Origin of the sequence: Streptomyces sp. NBRC 110611 (assembly GCF_001590865.1) — a bacterium.
Classification (GTDB): domain Bacteria; phylum Actinomycetota; class Actinomycetes; order Streptomycetales; family Streptomycetaceae; genus Streptomyces.
The window spans coordinates 537,989-557,528 of sequence record NZ_BBUY01000001.1; the positions used below are offsets into that span (position 1 = coordinate 537,989).

Annotated in this window: 21 protein-coding genes; 17 read left to right on the forward strand and 4 right to left on the reverse strand. The window is 71.4% G+C overall.

Going from position 1 to position 19,540, the window contains the following annotated elements:
• Nucleotides 1-213: 213 nt before the first annotated feature.
• Nucleotides 214-1,080, forward strand: a complete 867-nt coding sequence (locus tag AZE13_RS02350; protein WP_066926238.1) for a serine protease — start codon at nucleotides 214-216, stop codon at nucleotides 1,078-1,080.
• A 93-nt stretch (nucleotides 1,081-1,173) separates the two neighbouring features.
• Here the strand turns inward: AZE13_RS02350 and AZE13_RS02355 are convergent, their stop codons facing one another.
• Nucleotides 1,174-2,202, reverse strand: a complete 1,029-nt coding sequence (locus AZE13_RS02355; protein ID WP_066926241.1) for a chitinase — start codon at nucleotides 2,200-2,202, stop codon at nucleotides 1,174-1,176.
• Between the two features lie 357 nt (nucleotides 2,203-2,559).
• Here AZE13_RS02355 and AZE13_RS37755 point away from each other — a divergent pair, with 357 nt between their 5' ends.
• The 13 genes from AZE13_RS37755 (at nucleotide 2,560) to AZE13_RS02415 (ending at nucleotide 14,148) form a co-directional block, all read left to right on the forward strand.
• Nucleotides 2,560-4,134 (forward strand): hypothetical protein, encoded by a 1,575-nt coding sequence (locus AZE13_RS37755; RefSeq protein ID WP_258527539.1) that lies wholly within the window; start codon nucleotides 2,560-2,562, stop codon nucleotides 4,132-4,134.
• Between the two features lie 138 nt (nucleotides 4,135-4,272).
• Nucleotides 4,273-4,995: a Flp pilus assembly protein CpaB gene (cpaB, locus tag AZE13_RS02365; RefSeq protein WP_181690228.1), complete on the forward strand. Its 723-nt coding sequence runs from the start codon at nucleotides 4,273-4,275 to the stop codon at nucleotides 4,993-4,995.
• Between the two features lie 10 nt (nucleotides 4,996-5,005).
• Complete coding sequence (locus AZE13_RS02370) at nucleotides 5,006-6,616, forward strand: CpaE family protein (protein WP_258527540.1); 1,611 nt, start codon at nucleotides 5,006-5,008, stop codon at nucleotides 6,614-6,616.
• A 3-nt stretch (nucleotides 6,617-6,619) separates the two neighbouring features.
• The gene (locus AZE13_RS02375; RefSeq protein WP_066926250.1) at nucleotides 6,620-7,003 is read left to right on the forward strand and encodes a TadE/TadG family type IV pilus assembly protein; all 384 of its coding nucleotides are present in this window, start codon (nucleotides 6,620-6,622) and stop codon (nucleotides 7,001-7,003) included.
• On the forward strand, nucleotides 7,000-7,593 hold the full coding sequence (locus tag AZE13_RS02380) for a TadE family protein (RefSeq protein WP_398780084.1): 594 nt from the start codon (nucleotides 7,000-7,002) through the stop codon (nucleotides 7,591-7,593). Before AZE13_RS02375 ends, AZE13_RS02380 begins: the two co-directional genes overlap by 4 nt.
• Nucleotides 7,590-8,930 carry a CpaF family protein gene (locus AZE13_RS02385; protein WP_066926253.1) on the forward strand — a complete coding sequence of 447 codons (1,341 nt, stop codon included), beginning with the start codon at nucleotides 7,590-7,592 and terminating at the stop codon, nucleotides 8,928-8,930. Before AZE13_RS02380 ends, AZE13_RS02385 begins: the two co-directional genes overlap by 4 nt.
• Nucleotides 8,931-8,974: 44 nt before the next feature.
• Nucleotides 8,975-9,922 (forward strand): type II secretion system F family protein, encoded by a 948-nt coding sequence (locus AZE13_RS02390; RefSeq protein WP_066927151.1) that lies wholly within the window; start codon nucleotides 8,975-8,977, stop codon nucleotides 9,920-9,922.
• An 18-nt stretch (nucleotides 9,923-9,940) separates the two neighbouring features.
• Nucleotides 9,941-10,828 (forward strand): DUF5936 domain-containing protein, encoded by an 888-nt coding sequence (locus AZE13_RS02395; RefSeq protein ID WP_066927153.1) that lies wholly within the window; start codon nucleotides 9,941-9,943, stop codon nucleotides 10,826-10,828.
• A gap of 427 nt (nucleotides 10,829-11,255) precedes the next feature.
• Nucleotides 11,256-11,420, forward strand: a complete 165-nt coding sequence (locus tag AZE13_RS36680; RefSeq protein WP_181690230.1) for a hypothetical protein — start codon at nucleotides 11,256-11,258, stop codon at nucleotides 11,418-11,420.
• Nucleotides 11,420-12,160 carry a pilus assembly protein TadG-related protein gene (locus AZE13_RS02400; protein ID WP_258527541.1) on the forward strand — a complete coding sequence of 247 codons (741 nt, stop codon included), beginning with the start codon at nucleotides 11,420-11,422 and terminating at the stop codon, nucleotides 12,158-12,160. Before AZE13_RS36680 ends, AZE13_RS02400 begins: the two co-directional genes overlap by 1 nt.
• A gap of 71 nt (nucleotides 12,161-12,231) precedes the next feature.
• The gene (locus AZE13_RS02405) at nucleotides 12,232-12,837 is read left to right on the forward strand and encodes a hypothetical protein (RefSeq protein ID WP_066926255.1); all 606 of its coding nucleotides are present in this window, start codon (nucleotides 12,232-12,234) and stop codon (nucleotides 12,835-12,837) included.
• 11 nt (nucleotides 12,838-12,848) lie between these two features.
• Nucleotides 12,849-13,475, forward strand: a complete 627-nt coding sequence (locus AZE13_RS02410) for an OmpA family protein (protein WP_066926258.1) — start codon at nucleotides 12,849-12,851, stop codon at nucleotides 13,473-13,475.
• An 82-nt stretch (nucleotides 13,476-13,557) separates the two neighbouring features.
• Nucleotides 13,558-14,148, forward strand: a complete 591-nt coding sequence (locus AZE13_RS02415; protein ID WP_066926260.1) for a TetR/AcrR family transcriptional regulator — start codon at nucleotides 13,558-13,560, stop codon at nucleotides 14,146-14,148.
• 15 nt (nucleotides 14,149-14,163) lie between these two features.
• On the opposite strand, the gene AZE13_RS02420 is transcribed toward AZE13_RS02415, so the two are convergent.
• Entirely contained in the window at nucleotides 14,164-15,486 is a 1,323-nt protein-coding gene (locus AZE13_RS02420) for an MFS transporter (protein WP_079123626.1), read from the reverse strand.
• Nucleotides 15,487-15,659: 173 nt separating this feature from the next.
• On the opposite strand from AZE13_RS02420, the gene AZE13_RS02425 reads away from it, so the two are divergent.
• Nucleotides 15,660-16,049, forward strand: a complete 390-nt coding sequence (locus tag AZE13_RS02425) for an ArsR/SmtB family transcription factor (RefSeq protein ID WP_079123627.1) — start codon at nucleotides 15,660-15,662, stop codon at nucleotides 16,047-16,049.
• 13 nt (nucleotides 16,050-16,062) lie between these two features.
• Here AZE13_RS02425 and AZE13_RS02430 read toward each other — a convergent pair whose 3' ends face one another.
• Nucleotides 16,063-16,506: a DUF192 domain-containing protein gene (locus AZE13_RS02430; protein WP_079123628.1), complete on the reverse strand. Its 444-nt coding sequence runs from the start codon at nucleotides 16,504-16,506 to the stop codon at nucleotides 16,063-16,065.
• 14 nt (nucleotides 16,507-16,520) lie between these two features.
• On the opposite strand from AZE13_RS02430, the gene AZE13_RS02435 reads away from it, so the two are divergent.
• A complete protein-coding gene (locus AZE13_RS02435; protein WP_066926269.1) occupies nucleotides 16,521-17,255 on the forward strand; it encodes a prepilin peptidase in 735 nt (244 codons plus the stop codon).
• Nucleotides 17,256-17,460: 205 nt separating this feature from the next.
• Here the strand turns inward: AZE13_RS02435 and mgrA are convergent, their stop codons facing one another.
• The gene (mgrA, locus tag AZE13_RS02440; RefSeq protein ID WP_066926272.1) at nucleotides 17,461-18,492 is read right to left on the reverse strand and encodes an L-glyceraldehyde 3-phosphate reductase; all 1,032 of its coding nucleotides are present in this window, start codon (nucleotides 18,490-18,492) and stop codon (nucleotides 17,461-17,463) included.
• Between the two features lie 144 nt (nucleotides 18,493-18,636).
• Between mgrA and AZE13_RS02445 the strand changes: the two genes are divergently transcribed.
• A complete protein-coding gene (locus tag AZE13_RS02445; protein ID WP_066926275.1) occupies nucleotides 18,637-19,434 on the forward strand; it encodes an isoprenyl transferase in 798 nt (265 codons plus the stop codon).
• The last annotated feature ends 106 nt before the right edge of the window (nucleotides 19,435-19,540 follow it).

Here is a 19,540-nt window from a genome sequence, read left to right on the forward strand (position 1 = left end):
CGGGTGTTGGCATGATCGGGTCAAGATGCTGAATGGTCGGATGTGGTGCCGGTTGTGGGGCGGTGTGACGACTCGATGGTTGCGGAGAAATCCGGCAATTTGCCACCGATTTGGGGAAATTGATTGCCCGGTAGGGGTGCAGAGTTGACAATGCCACGACAAAACCGAGGGTGGTGAGTGGCCCTCGGCAGAGACGCGGAGAGGACCCCCCACATGAAAAGACCTCTCGTCGGCACCCTCGTCACGGTCGTACTGGGCGCCGCGACCCTGGTGGGAACAGTCGGAACGGCCCACGCGGCGGACAGCAAGGCCGAAGCGGTCAGCAAGGCCGCGGCGGTGGACTTCGCCGGCGCCGTGGCGCTGAGCAACTGCTCCGGTTCCGTCGTCCGGATGCCCACCTCGCAGGAGAACGACCCGGCCCTGGTGATGTCCAACGGCCACTGTCTGGAAGGCGGTATGCCCGGCGCCGGCGAGGTCATCGTCGACCAGCCGTCCAGCCGCAGCTTCACCCTGCTCGACAAGTCGGCCGGTGAGGCGGGCACGATCAGGGCCGCCAAGGTCGCCTACGCCACGATGACCGACACCGACGTCTCGCTCTACGAAACCGGTGCGACGTACGCCGAGATCGAGCAGCGGTACGGCATCAAGCCGTTGGAGCTGGCCACCGAACATCCGGCCCAGGGCGCGTCGATCAGCGTCGTCTCGGGCTACTGGAAGAAGATCTACTCCTGCCGGATCGACGGGTTCGTGCCCACCCTCAAGGAGGGGGACTGGACCTGGAAGGACTCGGTCCGTTACACCCCGGAGTGCAAGACGATAGGCGGGACGTCCGGGTCACCGGTGATCGACACCGCCAGCGGCAAGGTCGCGGCGATCAACAACACGGGCAACGAGAGCGGCGGGCGGTGCACCGTCAACAACCCGTGCGAGGTCGACGAGAACGGCAACGTCACGGTGCACAAGGGCATCAACTACGCGCAGCAGACGTACGGAATCCCGAAGTGCTTCGGAGTCGGCAACAAGCTGGATCTGAACGCCGAGGGGTGCGCGCTGCCGAAGCCGTCGGCGAGCCGCAGGTGACCGAACCCTGAACAGGTGACCGAACCCTGAACGGGGGCCAGGTCCCGGGCACCGAGTGTGTGCGGGACCTGGCCGGTAGGGGGGCGACGGCGGCTACGGGAGGGCGTGGACGTGGGAGCCGACCTGGCCGGCGAACTCATTGCCGTTGGACGCGTCCCAGTTGGTGGACCAGGTCATCGCCCCGCGCAGCCCGGGGTAGGTCTTGGACGGTTTGAAGGAGCCGCAGTTGCTGCCCTGGGTGAGGCAGTCCAGGGCCGCGTTGACGACCGACGGGGCGACGTAGCCGCCGCCGGCCGCCCTGGAGGACGCCGGTACGCCGATGCCGACCTGGGACGGGTCGAGCCCGCCCTCGAGCTGGATGCAGGCCAGGCCGGTCAGGAAGTCCACCGAGCCCTGGGCGTAGACCTTCCCGTCGCAGCCGTTCATGGAACCGCTGTTGTAGTACTGCATGTTGACGACCGTCAGGAAGTCCTTGATGGCCAGGGCCGTCTTGAAGTACTCGTTCTGCGGGGACTGCATATCGACGGTCTGCGGGGCCATGGTCACCACGACGTCGCTGTGCGCGGCGTGTACGGCCTTGAGGGCCTGCGCCATATACGTCGAGTTGAGGCCGTTTTCGAGGTCGATGTCGACGCCGTTGAAGCCGTACTCGTCCATCAGCTTGTTGATCGAGTCGGCGAAGTTCTTGGCGGAGGCCTCGTCGTTGACGGACACCGTGCCCTTCTCGCCGCCGACGGAGACGACGACCGACTTGCCGGCCGCCTGCTTGGCCTTGATGTCCGCCTTGAAGTCGTCGGCGGAGGCGTAGCCGACGGCCGGGTCGAGACTGAAGGTCACGGCGCCCGGCTGTCCGGTCGCATCGGCGAAGGCGACCGCGATGATGTCGTACGCGTCGTCGACGTCCTTCAGCTTCTGCACCGTGGCACCGTTGTTGAAGTTCTGCCAGTAGCCGGTGAGGGCGTGCGCGGGGACCGCCGCGGAGTGCGCGGGCGGGGTTGCGTGGGCGGTGCTTGGGGTGAGGGCGGTGGCGGATGCCAGTGCTGCGGCGGCGAGGCCGGTGAGCAGTCTCCTGGTGACGTTTCCGGATCGTGCGCGTACCGCAACTGACCGTGCGCTTACCACGATTGCCTCCGTGTGGGGGGAGTTGAGGGAGTGGTGTGTGGTGCGGTGTGGTCTGGTCTGGTGTGGTCGTGCCCCAACGTGGTCCAGACCATTGATCCTGTCAAGACTCTTGGCGACGGGGGTGCCTCCCGTGACTCTCAAGGTCATGGGGGAGGGCGTTCCCGCCTGTGCGGGATGCTGACGACGAGTAGCCCGGGACGTGTTCTCTGGGGCGTATCTCTGTGGATAAAGTGCTGAGCGTATGGCGCCGATGGCGCAGAGCTGTGCCGATCCGCGGTCCCGGGTACCCCCGGCGGCCGGAGGAAGTGGGGGAGCGACGTGCCGACCGCGATTGCAGTCACCAGCCCTGACCTTGCGATGCCCTCCCCTGAGCTCTCGACGTGTTCCCCGTCCCCGGCTTCGCTCGGGCGGGGGGACGCCCATGAGCGGGGAGATACCCCCATCGATCGGCAGACCCCCGCCGCGGTCGTCCTCCAGGCCCCGCACCGCCAGCCGCTGGACGAGGCCCTGACGGAGCTCGGCGCGGTGCTGGAGTACCACGGCCATCTCGTCGTGCTGTACTCCTCCGCCTGCCCGCCCGAGCACGTCCGGCGGCTGCACACGCTGCGCACCCTTCTGGAGAGCGACCGGATCGCGATTCTGCCGATCTCGTTGCCGCCGCTGGGCGTCGCCCTGCTCGGCCGGCAGCTGCGGCAGCTGTCGCTGAGCGACTTCAGCCCCGGCGTCCTGGCCAGCGCGGCGCGGCTGCTGACCCATTACATCCATGCGGGCGCGCTGCTCGGCAGCGTCACCGGCCTGGACCGGATCGAGGTCGATCTGCGCTCCCACATGAAGTCCTGGCTGCCCGGCGCGCACTTCGCGGTGCTGGCCAACCCCGAGCCGCAGCTGCTGCACCTGGACCGGCACGGCACCCGGACCGGTCTGCGGGCGCCTGGCTTCGCCACCCAGCTGACGGTCGCCCGGGGCCAGCTCACCGCGGAGTGGGTGACCGAGAGGCTCGCTCCGGACTGGCAGGTGCAGGGGGCGTACGAGGCCCGGCTGCCCGCCGAGTCCGCGCGGTGGTGGGGGACTCAGAAGCTGATCGAATTCGCCGCGGCCATCCCCGATCCGTCCGTACTGCACCAGTTGGTGGCGTCGGTACGGCGTGCGGAGTGCGGCTGGTGCGGCCTGGAAGTTCTCGGTGATCACTGTGCGTTCTGCGCGGCGCCGCTGGCGCGCAACCGCGCGGCACGGGGCGGCGGTTCGGCCGGGCGCGGCCCGGCAGCCATAGCGGGGCCGCCGTCGGAACCGTCGTCGGGACCGTCGCTGGAGCGGAGCACGGGGACGGGGGCGGAGGGTGCTGCGGGGCCGGTCCCGGCCCCGGCCGCGGCTCCGGCTGCGTCCCCGGCCACGCCGTGGGCCGAGCGCGGGTTGGCGCCGGTGGCGCCGTCGGGCGTACCAGGCGGCGGGGCCGTCGCGGGTGTGCCTGGCGTCGCGGGTGTGCCCGGTGTCCTTGGTGTGACGGGCGTTGCGGGGGTGGCGGGCGTTGCGGGCGTATGCGGCAGTGGTTCCGTCGGCCGTGGCGGACCAGGGCAGTTGGACGTCCGTGGGCCGGTCCTCCCGACGGGCGTGCCCGGTGCGGCTGCTCCGGGGAAGCCGGGTGATCCCGGGGGTCCGTACGGGTCCGGCGGCGCGTACGGATCTGGCGCATACGGGTCCGGCACGTGCGGGCCCGGCGTGTACGGGACCAGTACGTACGGGACCAGTACGTACGGAACCGGCCATCCCGTTCCGGGCAATCCCTATGCGGCGGACACCGCTCCTGGCCCTGCCCACAGGTACCTTCCCGCCCACCGAGAGGTTCCTGGTCACCGCGGTTTCGCCGGTGAGCCGGAGGCTCCGGATGCCCCCGGCGTCCCGCGCACGGCTGTCCGTATGGCCCGTATGCACTGAGCCCGCCCACCCAGCCGACGACCCCACCCGTCCCACCACCGCACCCATCCCACCACCGCACCCATCCCGCCACCCCACCCACCCTGTCCGCCCGCACCTCCGTCCTACCCCGTCCCGATCGATCGAGGTCCCTCCCCCATGAACTCACGCCAGCGCCGCGGAGTGATCCTGCTGCTCCTGTCGTCCCTCTGTGCGGTCGGCGCGTTCGTCGGCGTGCTGTCGGTGATCGAGAACATCGAGTCCAAGGTCGGTCCGGAGCGGACCGCGTACCGTCTCAAGACGGATGTCGCGGCATATAAAGCGCTGGATCCGGGGCAGTTCGAAAAGGTGATGATGCCGCAGCGCTGGCTGCCTCCCACCGCCGTGACCGATCTGGACAAGGTCAGCGGCAAGATCGCGGTGACCCCGTTGCGGAAGGGGTCGCTGTTGCAGGACGACATGCTCGTCGACCGGCCGGCGCTGCAGGCCGGGCAGCAGGAGATCGCCATCATGATCGACGCCGCCACCGGTGTCGCCGGCAAGATCAACCCGGGTGCCCGGGTGAACATCTACGCCACGTTCGAGGGCAAGCGGCCCGAGGACAAGCCGGTCTCCAAGGTCATCGTCGCCGGCGCCCAGGTCATCGACGTCGGCAAGCTGGCGCCCCTGGAGGCCAAGGACCCGGGTGACACCACCGCGAGCGGCGGCCGGCGGGGTGGCGAAGCGGTGCCGATCACCTTCGCGCTGAACACCCAGGACGCCCAACGGGTCGCCTACGCCGAGTCCTTCGCCTCCCATGTGCGGCTCGCCCTGCTCGCCCCCGGCAGCGAGGACACCATCCCGCCCGGCGAGCGCACCTACACGCTCGACGGCGACAAGTGAGGAGGCACAGGTGACCATCCGCATCCTCCCGGCGATCGGCGACCCGGACGCCGCACGCGCGGTGTCCGCGCTGCTCGGCCAGCTCCCGGACGCCGACCCGGCGCCCGCGCTCGCCGACTCCACCGCGCTGCTCAACGCGCTGGCAGATGCCGTCACCCAGGGACCTGCCGCAGCCCAGGGGCCCGGTGCCGCCACTCAGGGATCCGGGACAGCCTCCCAGGGGCCCGGTGCCGCCGCCCAGGGATCCGGGACAGCCACCCAGGGACTCGGTGCTGCCACTCAGGGATCCGGGGCGGCCACCCGAAGCCTCGGTGCTGCCGCCCAGGGATCCGGGGCGGCAGCCAAGGGATGTGAGGCGCTCCCGGAGGTCGTCCTGGTCCATGAGCGGATCGGGCCGACTCCGGCGCTGGAGCTGATCCGCGAGGTGGCGCTGCGCTTCCCCGCGGTGGGCGTGGTGCTGATCACGGCCGATGCCGGGCCCGCACTCTTCGCCGCCGCGATGGACGCCGGCGCCCGCGGCGTCGTCGGACTGCCCCTCGGGTACGACGAGTTGTCCGCCCGGGTGCGGGCCGCCGCCCAGTGGTCGGCAGGTGTACGGGTCCACCTGGGGGGAACCCCGGACGCGCTGCCCGGGCCGAGCGGCACGCTGGTGACCGTGACCGGCGCCAAGGGCGGCGTCGGCACCACCGTCGCCGCCGTCCAGCTGGCGCTGGCCGCGCGCGCCGCCGGGCGGAGCGTCGCCCTGCTCGATCTGGACCTCCAGTCCGGCGATGTCGCCTCCTACCTGGACGTACGGTTCCGCCGCTCGGTCGTCGACCTGGCCGGCATCCAGGACATCTCCGTACGGGTGCTCCAGGACGCGGTGCACGACCACCACACCGGTCTCGGGCTGCTGCTCGCTCCGGAGGAGGGGGAGCGGGGCGAGGAGGTCGACGACCGGGCGGCCCGCCAGATCATCGGCGCGCTGCGCTCCCGCTACGAGGTGGTGGTGGCCGACTGCGGATCCCAGATGCAGTCCGCGAACGCCGCGGCCGTCGAACTCGCCGAGGTGGCACTCCTGGTGACCACCCCGGACGTGGTGTCCGTACGGGCCGCCAAGCGGCAGGTGCGGCTGTGGGACCGGCTGCAGATCCGCAAGGCGGAGGACACCACCACGGTCGTCAACCGGCTCACCCGGCACACCGAGATCCAGCCACCGCTGGTCGCCAAGGCCACTGGTACCCGGGTGGCCGGCACCCATGTGCCGGCGGCTTTCAAGGAGTTGCAGCCCTGTGTCGACGCGGGCCGGATGCAGGACCTGGACGACCGGTCGACGGTCAAGCAGGCGCTGTGGGCACTGGCCGGTGAGCTCGGCCTGGTCGAGTCGCCGGCGGTGCGGCAGGGCGGACGGGGCGGCCACCGGGCGCGTCCGTCGCTGACCGGGCGCAGGCGCAGAGCACTGACGGCGGGGGCGGCTTCCGGTTCCGGGACGGTTCCGGGCCCGGCATCAGGGCCGGCCCCCGGGGTCGGCTCCGGGTTCAGCTCCGGGGTCGGCTCAGGGGGCGGCGTGCGGCGGGGCCCGGCCACGGCGGCCGGCAGGTCAGGGCCGTTCGATCCGGCCGGCCCGTACCAGGAGGGCTGAGCGGTGCGGCGCCCGCTGGGCGGCAGCGACCGGGGGCAGGTGTCCGTGGAGTTCCTGGGGCTGCTCCCGCTGATCCTGCTGGTCCTCGTACTCCTCTGGCAGTGCGCACTGGTCGGCTACACCTACGCGCTGGCCGCGCACTCCGCCGACCGCGGTGCGCGGGCCGCCACCGCCACCGAAGGCGGCGGCGCGGGCGCCTGCCGCACCGCCGCCGAGGATCAGCTGCCGTCCGCCTGGCGCGACAGCGCCTCGGCCTCCTGCGGGACGGCGGCCGGCCTGTGGCAGGCCAGGGTCCGGATCAAGGTGCCGGTGCTCTTCCCCGGCGTGGGCGACTTCCCCTGGACGGTCACCGGTTCGGCGGGCGCGGCGAAGGAGGCCCGAGGATGAGCCACTCCGACGAGGCCCCGAGGATGAGCCACTCCGACGAATCCCCGAGGGCGAACCGTCCGGTGCGCATCCCCGCCCGGCTGCGCACCGCGCTGCACCCGGCCCTCCCCGCCCGGCTGCGCGGTCATGGCCGTGACCGCGGCCAGGCGTCCATCGAGTTCCTCGGCTTCCTGCCGATCCTGCTGCTCGTCGCCCTGGCCGTGATCCAGCTCGGCCTGGCCGCCTACGCCGTCCAGCAGGCCGGCACCGGAGCCCGAGCCGCGGCCCGTACCGCCTCGATGGACCGTGCCGACCGGGAGACAGACCCGCAGACCGCCGGCCGCGCCGCGATGAGCGGCTGGGTCGCCGACCGCGCCACGATCTCCGTCGGAGGCGGCGGCGACGAGGTCCGCGCCACCGCCCGGGTACGGATCCCCTCCCTCATCCCTGGCGTCGACTTCGGTTCGGCCAGCCGCAGCGCCACCATGTCCCAGGGAGTACGAGCACCAGGCGCACTCGGAGCGCCGGCTCAACCCCCACGAACAGCAACAGGAGCGCCCGGAGCGCTTGCTCAACCCCCACGAACAGCAACAGGAGCGCCCCCGCGATGAGCCTCAAAGCCCGAATCGTCGCGCCCGAGACGGCCGGTGAGGCGCGCCACGACAACCATCTGGTGGCCGTCTACCGCGCCAAGCTGCTGGCGGAGATCGACCTCGCCGAGATGTCCTCGCTGGCCGCCGTCGAGCGCCGCTCACGGCTGGAACGCGTACTGGGCCACATCATCAGCCGTGAGGGCCCGGTCCTGTCCACCGCCGAACGCGCCCAGCTCATCCGCCGGGTGGTCGACGAGGCGCTGGGCCTGGGCGTCCTCGAACCCCTCCTCGAAGACGCCTCGATCACCGAGATCATGGTCAACGGCCCGGACCAGGTGTACGTCGAGCGCGCCGGCCGGGTCGAGCTCGTCCCCGTCCGCTTCGCCTCGCATGAACAGCTGATGCAGACCATCGAACGGATCGTCTCCACCGTCAACCGCCGGGTGGACGAGTCGAATCCGATGGTCGACGCCCGCCTCCCGTCCGGCGAACGGGTCAATGTCATCATCCCGCCGCTCGCCCTGAACGGCGCCACCCTCACCATCCGCCGCTTCCCCCGCGCCTACACCCTCGCCGAGCTGATCGGCATGGGCACCCTCGACGAGCAGATGCTGATGCTGCTGGCCGGACTGGTGCGGGCCAAGTTCAACATCGTCGTCTCGGGGGCGACCGGCGCGGGCAAGACCACCCTCCTCAACGCGCTCTCCGGCCTGATCCCGGACGGGGAGCGGATCATCACCGTCGAGGACGCCGCCGAACTCCAGCTCCAGCAGTCCCATGTCATCCGGCTGGAGGCCCGGCCGCCCAACGTGGAGGGCAAGGGCCGGATCACCATCCGCGACCTCGTACGCAACTCCCTGCGTATGCGCCCCGACCGCATCATCGTCGGTGAGGTGCGCGGCGGCGAGACCCTCGACATGCTGCAGGCGATGTCCACCGGCCACGACGGCTCACTGGCCACCGTCCACGCCAACAGCGCCGAGGACGCCCTGATGCGGCTGCAGACGCTGGCCTCCATGTCGGACGTCACCATCCCCTTCGAGGCGCTCCGCGACCAGATCAACAGCGCCGTCGACTGCCTCGTCCAGCTCACCCGGCACGCCGACGGCGCCCGCCGGATCAGCGAGATCGCCCTCCTCGACTCGCGCGGCCACGAGGACTACCGGCTCGCGACGGTCTGCCGCTTCGAGGCCGAACCGATGGGCGCCGACCGCGTCGTGCACGGCGCCTTCCGTTACTTCCCGCTGCCCCGCCGGGTCGCCGAACGCCTCTTCATGGCGAGCGAACCCGCCCCGCCCGCCTTCGGGGTGGCGGCCACCGACGACCAACTCGCCACTCGGAAGGCGGCCTCGTGACCAGTGGGAACGCCCTCGCCCTGGCCGGTGGGAAGGCCCTCGCCCTGGCTGGGGGGAACGCCCTTCCGCTCCTCGCCGTCGGAGCCACGCTGCTGTGCGGGGTGCTCGCGATCGCCGGTGTACGGACCTATGCGGCCGGGCGGGCCCAGCGCCAGGCCGTCGTCGACCGGCTCGCCGACGAGCGCGGACTGCCGGTGGCGGGACGGCGCCGGCGCTTTCCGTCCGTCGACCGGGCGCTGCGCGGCACCCGCGCCGGCCGCCGCCTCGAACTGCGGCTGGCCGCCACCGGCCTGGACGTCACGCCCGGCGAATTCGCCGTCGCCACGCTCGGCGCGGCCCTCGCGCTGTGGCTGATCGCCCAGGCCGCCCTCGCGCCCTTCTTCGGCCCGATCGCCGCGCTGACCGCCGTCTGGGCGGCGTTCGCGTTCCTCAACTGGCAGCGCCAGAAGCGCATCGAGAAGTTCATCAACCAGCTCCCCGAACTCTCCCGGATCCTCGCCAACGCCACCCAGGCCGGACTGGCCCTGCGGACGGCGCTGGGCATGGCGGCCGAGGAGCTGGAGGCCCCGGCCGGGGAGGAGCTGACCAAGGTCTCCGACAAACTCGCGGTCGGTCACTCCGTCGACGAGGCCCTCGGCGAGCTGGCCGAACGCCTCCCCTCCCGCGAACTCGTCGTCCTGGTCACCACCTTGGTGCTCGCCAACCGCGCCGGGGGCACCGTCGTCGGTTCGCTGCGCAATCTCACCAAGACGCTGGAGGAGCGCAAGGAGACCCGCCGCGAGGTCCGCACCCAGCTCTCCCAGGTCGTCGTCACCGCGTACGTCGTCCCCCTGCTCGGTATCGGCACCCTGCTGCTGATGAACCGGATCGCGCCCGGCGCCATCGACCGGATGACCTCCTCCTTCCTCGGCCAGCTCGCGGTCGTGGCGGCCTTCGTCCTCTACGGGCTCGGCTTCTTCCTCATCCGCCGGCTGTCCAAGATCGACGTCTGAAACGGGAGCCGCACGGTGATCGGAACTCTGCTGGCCACGGCCTTCGCCCTCTCGGTCGTCGGCATCTGCTGCGGGATCGCGCTCTACCGCCGCGAGGCCCGGCTGCCGCCCGACCTGGCGCTGTCGCTGGAGGTCGGTGCGACCCGTACGACGGCCGTCGGCTCGGCGGTGGACCGGGCCGGTATGCGCTACGCCCCGCTCGTCCTCCGCCTGATGGGCGAGAAGCGCACCGGCCGGGTCCGCCGCCGGATCGACCTCGCCGGAAATCCGGGCGGCCTGACCGTCGACCGCTACGCCGCCCGCCGTGCCGTCTACGGTGCCCTCGGGTTCTTCGGCGCGCTGGTGATGTTCCTGCGCGGCCAGCCGGTGCTCGGTGTCCTGATGGTGCTCTTCGGCCTGTTCTGGACCGAGGTCGGCATCTGGGCCGCGATCCGTCAGCGCAAGGACACCATCGAACGCACGCTTCCGGACTTTCTGGATGTACTGGCCGTCGTCGTCAGCGCCGGCCTCAGTTTCCGTCAGGCGCTCGACCGGGTGGCGGAGCGGTACGAGGGCCCCTGGGCCGATGAACTCCGTATCACCCTCCGGCAGATGGACATGGGCGTCAGCCGCCGCGCCGCCTTCGACGAACTGCGCAAACGCAACGACTCCGAACAGGTCGCGCAGTTCGTCACCGCCCTCCAGCAGGGCGAGGAACTGGGCTCCCCGATCGTCGAGACGCTGATCCAGATCGCCAATGACATGCGCCGTACGGACGCCCAGAACGCCCGCCGCCGGGCCGCCCGCGCCGTTCCGAAGGCGACCATGGTCGTCACGACGTTCATGGTCCCGGCCACGATGATTCTGCTCATCGCCGGCTTCTTCCTGGGCTCGGGCGCCGACTTCACTTCGCTGACCGGGGACTGACGCGGCGTCGGTGGCGGCCGGACCGGTTGGGAGGGGCAGTCGGGAGGGGGCAGTCCGGGGGAGCAGTGGGGAGAGGGCAGTGGGGAGGGGGCAGTCCGGATGCGTACGTTCCACCGTTCGCTTCTCGTCAACTCCTTCGCAACAGCAACGAGTTGTGCCACAGTGGGTGAACCGAGGGGGGTCCGGAGGGGGATCAGAGGGGGATCGGGGGTGGGCAGGATGCGACCGAGCGGCCGAAACTCGCCGTTGTGCCGTGCGTCCCTGCACCCGAAAGAGGAGGGGGTTCGGAATCCCTGTTCTGGGAACGCTGTTCCGGCGTACGTTTCTGGTGTCCTGATGGGTGTCATGAACGCGGCCGAACGCGCCGGCACCACGGGGCCGGACCAGCCGGACCAGTGCGGTGCGGCCGCCCATGGAGGGGAAGACGATGGTGAAGCGGACTGTGAGGAACGACCGGGGACAGACCTCGATCGAGTACCTCGGCATCATCGCGGTGGTCGTGGCCATCGTCCTGGTCCTGTCGACCACGGACTTCGGCAGCCAGATCGCCAACGCCATCGCCAACAAGATCTCCGACGTCGTCGGAATCTAGTGGCTGTTGCCGCCACCACTGCGTCGGTCACCGCCACCGTGTCGGCCACCACCACACGCCGCGACCGGCGCGACGCCGGGCAGGCCTTCCCGCTCTACGTTGTCGCGGTCGGAGGCCTGCTCTTTCTCGCGCTCGCGTTCTTCGCCGTGGGGCAGGCGGCGGCCACCCGTAACGGCGCGCAGACCGCCGCCGACGCGGCCGCGCTCGCCGCCGGCCACAGGTACCGCGAACTGCTCACCAAGGACCTGCTCGACGGCTTGCGCGACGGACGGTACGACCGCGACCGGGCCGCCTGGGAAGACCTGCTGAACGGACGCGGCACCCCGTCGGCGGCCGCCTGCACGAGCGCCGACTGGTTCGCCGGCCGCAACGACGCCGGCGTGACCTCCTGCACCCCGGACTCCTGGCCCACCTCGTTCGCCGTCACCGTCAAGTCCCTTAACCCCGTGGGCCGTTCGGTCATCCCGGGCACCGCGCACACGCATGCGTCGGCCGAGGCGAGGTCCGTCGTCGGCGCACGCTGCGCCGTCACACCCGACGCCGACGCCAAGGGCGGGGACGCCCCCGAGCCCGAGCCGAAGCCCGGTCCCGAGCCCGGCCGCAAGCCCGGACCTGAGCCCGCCCCCAAGCCCGGCCCCGTGACCCTCACCTGCGACGGCAAGCGCTGGACGCTCGACCCCGACCACCTCCACGACCTCCCCGACGCCACCGACCTCTTCTCCGTCCGCCTCGCCCACTGACCACCACCCACCGCCCACTCACCGCTGATCACCGACCCACCGAGCACACGACGATCGAAGGAATCGCATCGATGAGCATTCGGCGCACCACGAAGGCCGCCAGGGGAGCGGTCGCCATGGCGAGCACTGTCGGCCTGGCTCTCGTCGTGGCCGGCTGCGGCGGGGGCGGTGATGGCGGTGACGGTGGTGCCGGCGGCATACGGGCGGACGGCGCCAAGCAACCGCCGGCCCGCGCCACCACCCCGAAGGGCGAAGGCCCGGGCAGCCCCGCGGCCGACTCCAGCAAGGTGATCGGCGAGATGAAGGGCCCCGACGGCATAGTGATCACCCTGCACTCCGTCATCCGCGACTCCGGCGGCTTCGTCACCGTCAGCGGCACCGTCACCAATCACGGCACCCGTGCCTTCAACGCCATCAACTGGCGCTCGAACGAGACCGAGCTGCGCTCCCGTTCGTCGATCTCGGGAGCCACCCTCGTCGACAAGGCGGGCAAGAAGCGGTACCTGGTGCTGCGCGACACCAATGGCGAATGCCTGTGCACCACGGGGCTCAGCGGACTGCTGCCGGGTGCCAGCCGCCCGGTGTTCGCGCAGTTTCCGGCGCCTCCGGCCAAGGTGACCGAGGTGGACTTCCAGCTGCCGACCATGCCGCCGGCCAGCGTGCAGATCACGGATTGAGCGGGCCTGCGATGACTGCGACCGGGAAGCCCCGATCCGCGCGTACGGCGATCACCGCCGCCGTCGCCCTGCTGCTGGCCGCTGCGCTGACGGTGCCCACCGCGCGCGCCGATCCGCCTGGGGTGATCGAGGGCGCTGATCCCCCGGTCAGGATCGACCCCGACGACCCCGATCTGAGGATGGTCCAGGGTGCCAGGCTCGCCCCGTCCAAAGTGCTGAACATCAAGTCGATCGTCGAGGCCGACGACGGGTCGGAACGGCGCCAGGACACCAACGACAACGTGACGTTCGCGCTGCAGGCCGAGGTGCTCTTCACAAAAGACAGTGCCGAGCTCACCCCCGACGCGCTGTCGCGGATCGCCGCCATCGCCGCGGAGGTCGGGAAGCAGCGCGCCACCCGCCTGCGGGTGTTCGGCTTCACCGACGATCTGGGGTCGGCGAGCCATGGGCTGGTCCTGTCCAAGGAGCGCGCCCAAGCCGTCCAGGAGGAGCTGGCCAAGGGCCTGGGCCCGACGGTGGGTTTCGAGATCCGCGGCTACGGGGAGCAGTACCCGATCGCCGACAACAGCACCGAGGAAGGCCGCCGGAAGAACCGCCGGGTCGAGGTCAGCTTCCCGCGGTCCGCTCCGGCGGGCTGACGGGCCGGCGGGCTGACGGACGGGCCGGCGTCCGGCACGGGAGAATTGGACCGTTCGGTCCACTATGGGCTAGTGTGGGCCCATGGCACGGCCCAGGAAGTTCGACGAGGGGCAGGCGGTCGACGCCGCGATGGAGGCGTTCTGGGTCGCCGGCTATGAAGCGACGTCCACCCAGGACCTGTGCGATGCCACGGGCCTGGGGCGTAGCAGCATCTACAACACGTTCAAGAGCAAACACGACCTCTTCGAACGGGCCCTGGCCCACTACATGGAGCGGAAGAACAGCGAGCTCGACGAGCTGCTGGAGGGTGAGCTGCCCGCACGGCAGAAGATCCGCGCCGTGTTCGGGCGGATCCTCGACGACGAGTTCAGCCGCCATGCGGATGGCCGCGGCTGCCTGGTCGTCAACACCTGCGTCGAGGTGTCGGCGCATGACCCGTCGGTCGCGGCGTCGCTGGAGCGGGACTACGGCGTACGGCTGGAGGCGATCCGCGCGGTGATCGAGTCCGGCCAGCGCGACGGCGATATCGCCCCCGGCAAGGACTCCCGCACCCTCGCGCATCTCGTCATCGCCACCGTCGGCGGGCTTCGGGTCTCGGCACGGGCCGGCGTCGGCCGTGCCGCGCTGGAGAACGTGGCGGACGCCGCGCTGACGGCGTTCCGAGCCCCCTGACCGCTCCAACAGTCCTCATTCGGCCTCATCCGGCCCATCCGGCCCCATCCGGCCACATTCGACCGCCTCCCCGCCCCGTACCGCCACCAGTGCCGCGCCGGCCACCGCGAGGGCGGCGACCACGAAGCCGAAGACAGTGGCGGCCGCCGGGAGGCCGATGGCGTCGCTGAGGTACCCGTCGGCGACCGGGAGGGCGCCGGCGAGGAAGTAACCTCCGGCGTTCAGAGCCGCGTTGGCCTCCGCACGCCGCGTGGCCGGGACCTTGCGGCTCAGCAGCGTCAGCCCGCCCAGCTGACCCGCCCCCTGGCCCGCGCCCGCCAGGATCACCGCGGCGATCAGTGGGGCCAGTGTGGCGGTGTGGACGGCGGCGATCAGGGCCAGCGTGCCGGCGACGGTGGCCGCGCCGGAGGCCAGCAGGGCGGTCCGGACGGCCGTCCGCCGCAGCGCGAACTGCACGCCGGTGGCGGACAGGAACATCGCCAGCGCCATCCCGCCCACCAGCGCCCGGTTCGCGGTGTCGAGCAGACCGGACAGCAGCGACGGCCCGAGCGACAGGACGAAGCCCGTACCGCTGATGCCCGGGGCGAACGCGGCGAGCCCGAGGGCGAGATGGCGCCGGTTGTCCCGTGGGACGGCGGGCAGCCGCACCCAGGAGCCGGGTGCGGCGGTCCCGGTCCCGCCGGCCCGCCGGGGCAGCGGCATCCTCGATACCACCGCCAACGCCGTTGCCAGCAGGGCGGCCTCCACGACGAAGACGGTGACGGTCGGCCCGGGCACGGTCTCCGAGAGCACCCCCGCCAGTACGGGGCCGATCCCGGCGCCCAGGACCATCCCGGTGGACGCCAGCAGCGGGCCGAGCCTCCGTCCGGCGGCGATATCCGTCACCGCCGCCATACCGGCCGATACGGCGGCACCGGTGGCCACGCCGGTCAGCAGGCGCGCGGCGACCAGGGCGGCCACCGACGGCGCGGTGGCGTAGATGAGGCAGGCCACGATGCCCAGGAGCAGCGCCGGGATCAGGACCGGCTTCCGGCCGAGGCGGTCCGAGGCCACCCCGGCCACCGGCAGCACGCCGAGCAGTCCGGCCATATACGCCGCGTAGATCAGCGTCAAGGTGCCCGAGGTGAAGCCGAGGTGGCGCTGCCAGACCGCGTACAGCGGCATCGCCGCGTTCGACAGGATGAAGAGTGCGACCACCGGCCAGGCGGCGAACCAGATCTCCCGGGTGGGGGGCGGCGGCGGGCCGGCCGGCCGCGAAGGCGCTGCCGCCGTACGGGCCGCGGATGCGTAAGGCGTGCCGATCCCTGAGGTGGTGGGCGCCGTACGGGTCTCGGGCATGGGTGTACCCCTCCTCGTGCAGTCAGTACGAATCTCCTCGTACAAGCAGTACGAGGAGATTCGTACAGGCAGCTGGCAGTACGATGCAAGTCGTACATGGGGCGGGTGTGCCGGTACTGGAGGGTGGGGGGTGCCGGTACAGGAGTGGATCGCCGAGCGGAAGGGGCACCGGGATGAGCGCCGGAACGTCGTCCAGGAGAGCCGGAACATCATTCGGGAGAGCGGTGCGGTGGCCCGTGCCGCGCGATGCGCCCGAGCCGTTGCCGGAACCCGAGCGGGACGCCCTGCGGCTGGAGACCGTGATGGGTGCGCTCAGCGACCCGCTGCGGATGGGGATCGTGCGCACCCTCCTGCTGGAGTCGGAGGCCTTCGATCACACCTGCGGCTGGTTCGGTTTCGACCGGCCCAAGTCCTCGCTCACCCACCACTTCCGGACCTTGCGGGAGGCCGGGCTGATCCGTCAGCGGCAGTACGGGCTGGAGCGGCGCAGCCAGGTCCGGATCGACGACCTGGAGGCGCGGTTCCCCGGGCTGCTGGCCCTGGTCGCCGACTGGCGGGAGTGAGCGCGCGCCGCGGTCACGGTGCCGAGCGGGCAGCCGGCGCCACCCTGAGGCGCAGACCCGGGCGGATCCCCCAGACCGCCATCGCGCCCGCTTCCGCCTCCAGCACATGCCGGGCGCGGAGGCGGGGGAGGCCGAGCCGGCCCGGGCGCATGGTCCGTACGGCGAGCACGGTCAAGTCCCGCCCCAGATAGGCGACATCGATGGCGAACCGCATCCGGAAGGTGTGCACTCCGCTCGCCGGGGTCAGCAGCAGCGCCCCCGCGATGCCGTCACGGCCCAGCAGGCCGCGGGTGCGGGCGCGGTAGGACGCCGCGATCTCCACCGGAACGGCGAAGTCCGCGCCGTACAGCACTCCCAGGCCGTCCCCGTTCCCCGGCTGTTCCCCCAACGATGCCCCCCTTCCCCTTCCCCGCTCCGCAGCGTCGGCCCGATCCGCCCCCTGAGCCGGTGGACACATCCTAGGGTCGACGGGTGCCAGTGACGCTGATCGTTCTCGCCGCCGCCTACGGGGCCGCGGCCGGGCTGCTGATACCGCGGCCCGCTCACCGGATGGCCGTCGAGCCCGAGGAGGAGTGGCGCGCGGTCTGTCCCGGCGGGCATCCGATCACCGGGCCGGCGCGGGGGTGGCTGGGGCCGGGGCGCTGCGCGGAGTGCGGAGCGTACGGGCCCGGGGCGCTGCCGACGGCGGCGGTCACCGCCCTGGTCTGCGCGGCTCTGACGGCGGCTACCGGGCCACGGCCGGAACTCGCCGTCTGGCTGGCGATGGCACCGGTCACGGTCCTGCTGGCGGCCGTCGACTGGCGGGCCCGGCGGCTGCCGGACGTGCTGACCCTGCCGCTCGCCGTGCTGGCGGCCGGCGCGCTGGGGGTCGTCGGACGGCTCACGGGGGAGGCGGGTGCGTGGTGGCGTGCGCTCCTGGGGGGACTGGTCCTCGCCGCCTGCTATCTCGTCCTCCACCTCGCCCATCCGTCCGGCCTCGGGCTGGGCGACGTCAAGCTGGCGCTCGGGCTGGGGGTCGCCCTTGGGTGGTACGGCTGGCGCACCCTGGTCACCGGGGGCGCCGCGGGGGTGCTGATCGGCGCGGTCTACGGCGCGGGGCTGATGATCGCCCGGCGCGGGGCCGGGAAAACGGCCATGCCGCTCGGCCCATTCATGATCATCGGGGCATTCTGCGGCTTGTTGCCGGGCGCCGCCGCGACCCCCTGACCACCGTCCCGCGCCCGCTCGCGGGGAGCCGAGCCGTACGCCCCCGGCCACACGGGCCACGCCGCGGCGCGCGCCGGTGCACCGAGCATCCCTCCCGCGGGGTTATGGTGGAAGCCCCCCCTCGGGCCGGTCCGTATCCCCCCCACGGACCGGCCCGCTTTTTTTGCCGGGCCGGACGCCGGCCGCCAGGCCCCCGGCGACGGCCCTACCGCCGGGCCCAGATGTTCACGCCCTCCGTCGTCTTCGCGAACTCATCGATCTCGGCCAGTTCGGCATCCGTGATCGGCGGCGCCTCGAGGGCCGCGATATTGGCCTCCAGCTGGGCGACACTGCTGGCGCCGATCAGCGCGGAGGTCATGCGGTCGTCGCGCAGGACCCAGCGCAGGGCCAGCTGGGCCAGGGTCTGGCCGCGGCGGGCGGCGATGTCGTTCAGACCGCGGAGGCGGCGGACGACCTCGCCGGAGAGCAGATCCGGGTCCAGCGACTTGCCCTGGGAGGCGCGCGAGCCCTCGGGGACGCCGTCGAGGTACTTGTCCGTGAGCAGGCCCTGCGCCAGCGGTGCGAAGGCGATGCAGCCCATGCCCTCGTCCTCCAGCGTGTCCAGCAGGAGGTCGTCCTCGGTCCAGCGGTTGATCATCGAGTACGACGGCTGGTGGATCAGCGCCGGTACGCCCAGGTCGCGCAGGATCCCGGCGGCCTCACGGGTCTGCTCGGCGCTGTACGAGGAGATGCCCGCGTAGAGGGCCTTGCCCTGCTGGACCGCGGACGCCAGGGCGCCCATGGTCTCCTCCAGCGGAGTGTCCGGATCAAAGCGGTGCGAGTAGAAGATATCGACGTAATCGACACCCATCCGCTTCAGTGACGCATCCAGTGACGAGAGGAGGTATTTCCGCGAACCCCATTCGCCGTAGGGGCCCGGATGCATCAGATATCCGGCCTTCGTCGAGAGAATCATCTCGTCGCGGTAGCCACGGAAGTCCTGCGCGAAGATCTTTCCGAAGTTGAGCTCGGCGGACCCGGGCGGCGGGCCGTAGTTGTTGGCCAGGTCGAAGTGGGTGACACCCAGGTCGAAGGCGCGGCGCAGGATGGCTCGCTGGGAGCTCAGGGTGCGGTCGTCCCCGAAGTTGTGCCAGAGTCCGAGGGAGATAGCGGGGAGTTTCAGCCCGCTGCGGCCCGTTCGCCGGTACGGCATCGAGTCGTAGCGGGAATCCGTGGCGCGGTAGTCGGTGCCAGTCATGGATCATCTCCTATCACGTACTTGTGACAGAACTGCACGTACTTGTGACAGACCTGATGGGGCTGTCGCGACAGCCGAGAAGTAAAGTTGCTCACTTGAGGCGACGGGGCGACCGACATTCGGCACGGAGGGGCTGGACCACACATGCTGCGATCTTCCGGGAAGCGCATCCCGTATCCGCCTGCACTGCGTAATTTCGTGTACCGGCTCTACGCGCGCCGGGTGGAAGGCCGCCTGGACCACGCCCAGGTGCCCAAGCACATCGGCGTCATCCTGGACGGCAACCGCCGCTGGGCCCGGGCGGACGGGCTCTCCACCGAGCAGGGCCACCAGGCGGGCGCGGCCAAGATCGACGAGCTGCTGGGCTGGTGCGACGAGACCGATGTCGAGGTCGTCACCCTGTGGCTGCTGTCGACGGACAACCTCGACCGGCCCGAGGCCGAGCTGACCCCGCTGCTGGGCATCATCGAGAACACGGTGCGCAACCTGGCCGCCGACGGCCGCTGGCGGGTCCACCACGTCGGTAACCGCGACCTCCTTCCCGAGGCCACCCAACGGGTGCTCAAGGAGGCCGAACAGGCCACCCTCGACAACACCGGCGTCCTGGTGAACGTGGCCGTGGGCTACGGCGGCCGGCAGGAGATCGCGGACGCGGTGCGCTCGCTGCTGCTGGACCACGCCGAGCGCGGCACCTCCTTCGAGGAACTGGCCGAGATCGTCGACATCGACCTGATCTCGGAGCACCTCTACACCCGTGGCCAGCCGGACCCGGACCTGGTGATCCGCACGAGCGGCGAGCAGCGGCTGTCGGGCTTCATGCTGTGGCAGAGCGCCCATTCGGAGTACTACTTCTGCGAGGTCTTCTGGCCGGCGTTCCGGAAGGTCGACTTCCTGCGCGCCCTTCGCGATTACGCTGCGCGGCACCGAAGGTACGGCTTCTAGTCGTTGTCGGCCGTCCCGCCGTGGGGGTTTCTCGCCGTTGCGCCTGCGGCGGGCGTGGTTTGGTCGGGTGCGGGTCCGCTCCTCCGGACTGGCGTCCTGCGGAGCG

Excerpts from the sequence above, each read along its gene's own strand:
- AZE13_RS02425 (WP_079123627.1), top strand. The coding sequence starts at position 15,660 with ATGAGCGCCGGAACGTCGTCCAGGAGAGCCGGAACATCATTCGGGAGA.
- AZE13_RS02385 (WP_066926253.1), top strand. The coding sequence starts at position 7,590 with ATGAGCCTCAAAGCCCGAATCGTCGCGCCCGAGACGGCCGGTGAGGCG.
- AZE13_RS02430 (WP_079123628.1), bottom strand. The coding sequence starts at position 16,506 with ATGTGTCCACCGGCTCAGGGGGCGGATCGGGCCGACGCTGCGGAGCGG.
- AZE13_RS37755 (WP_258527539.1), top strand. The coding sequence starts at position 2,560 with ATGCCCTCCCCTGAGCTCTCGACGTGTTCCCCGTCCCCGGCTTCGCTC.
- AZE13_RS36680 (WP_181690230.1), top strand. The coding sequence starts at position 11,256 with ATGGTGAAGCGGACTGTGAGGAACGACCGGGGACAGACCTCGATCGAG.
- AZE13_RS02445 (WP_066926275.1), top strand. The coding sequence starts at position 18,637 with ATGCTGCGATCTTCCGGGAAGCGCATCCCGTATCCGCCTGCACTGCGT.
- mgrA (WP_066926272.1), bottom strand. The coding sequence starts at position 18,492 with ATGACTGGCACCGACTACCGCGCCACGGATTCCCGCTACGACTCGATG.
- AZE13_RS02350 (WP_066926238.1), top strand. The coding sequence starts at position 214 with ATGAAAAGACCTCTCGTCGGCACCCTCGTCACGGTCGTACTGGGCGCC.
- cpaB (WP_181690228.1), top strand. The coding sequence starts at position 4,273 with ATGAACTCACGCCAGCGCCGCGGAGTGATCCTGCTGCTCCTGTCGTCC.
- AZE13_RS02415 (WP_066926260.1), top strand. The coding sequence starts at position 13,558 with ATGGCACGGCCCAGGAAGTTCGACGAGGGGCAGGCGGTCGACGCCGCG.
- AZE13_RS02405 (WP_066926255.1), top strand. The coding sequence starts at position 12,232 with ATGAGCATTCGGCGCACCACGAAGGCCGCCAGGGGAGCGGTCGCCATG.
- AZE13_RS02410 (WP_066926258.1), top strand. The coding sequence starts at position 12,849 with ATGACTGCGACCGGGAAGCCCCGATCCGCGCGTACGGCGATCACCGCC.
- AZE13_RS02380 (WP_398780084.1), top strand. The coding sequence starts at position 7,000 with ATGAGCCACTCCGACGAGGCCCCGAGGATGAGCCACTCCGACGAATCC.
- AZE13_RS02420 (WP_079123626.1), bottom strand. The coding sequence starts at position 15,486 with ATGCCCGAGACCCGTACGGCGCCCACCACCTCAGGGATCGGCACGCCT.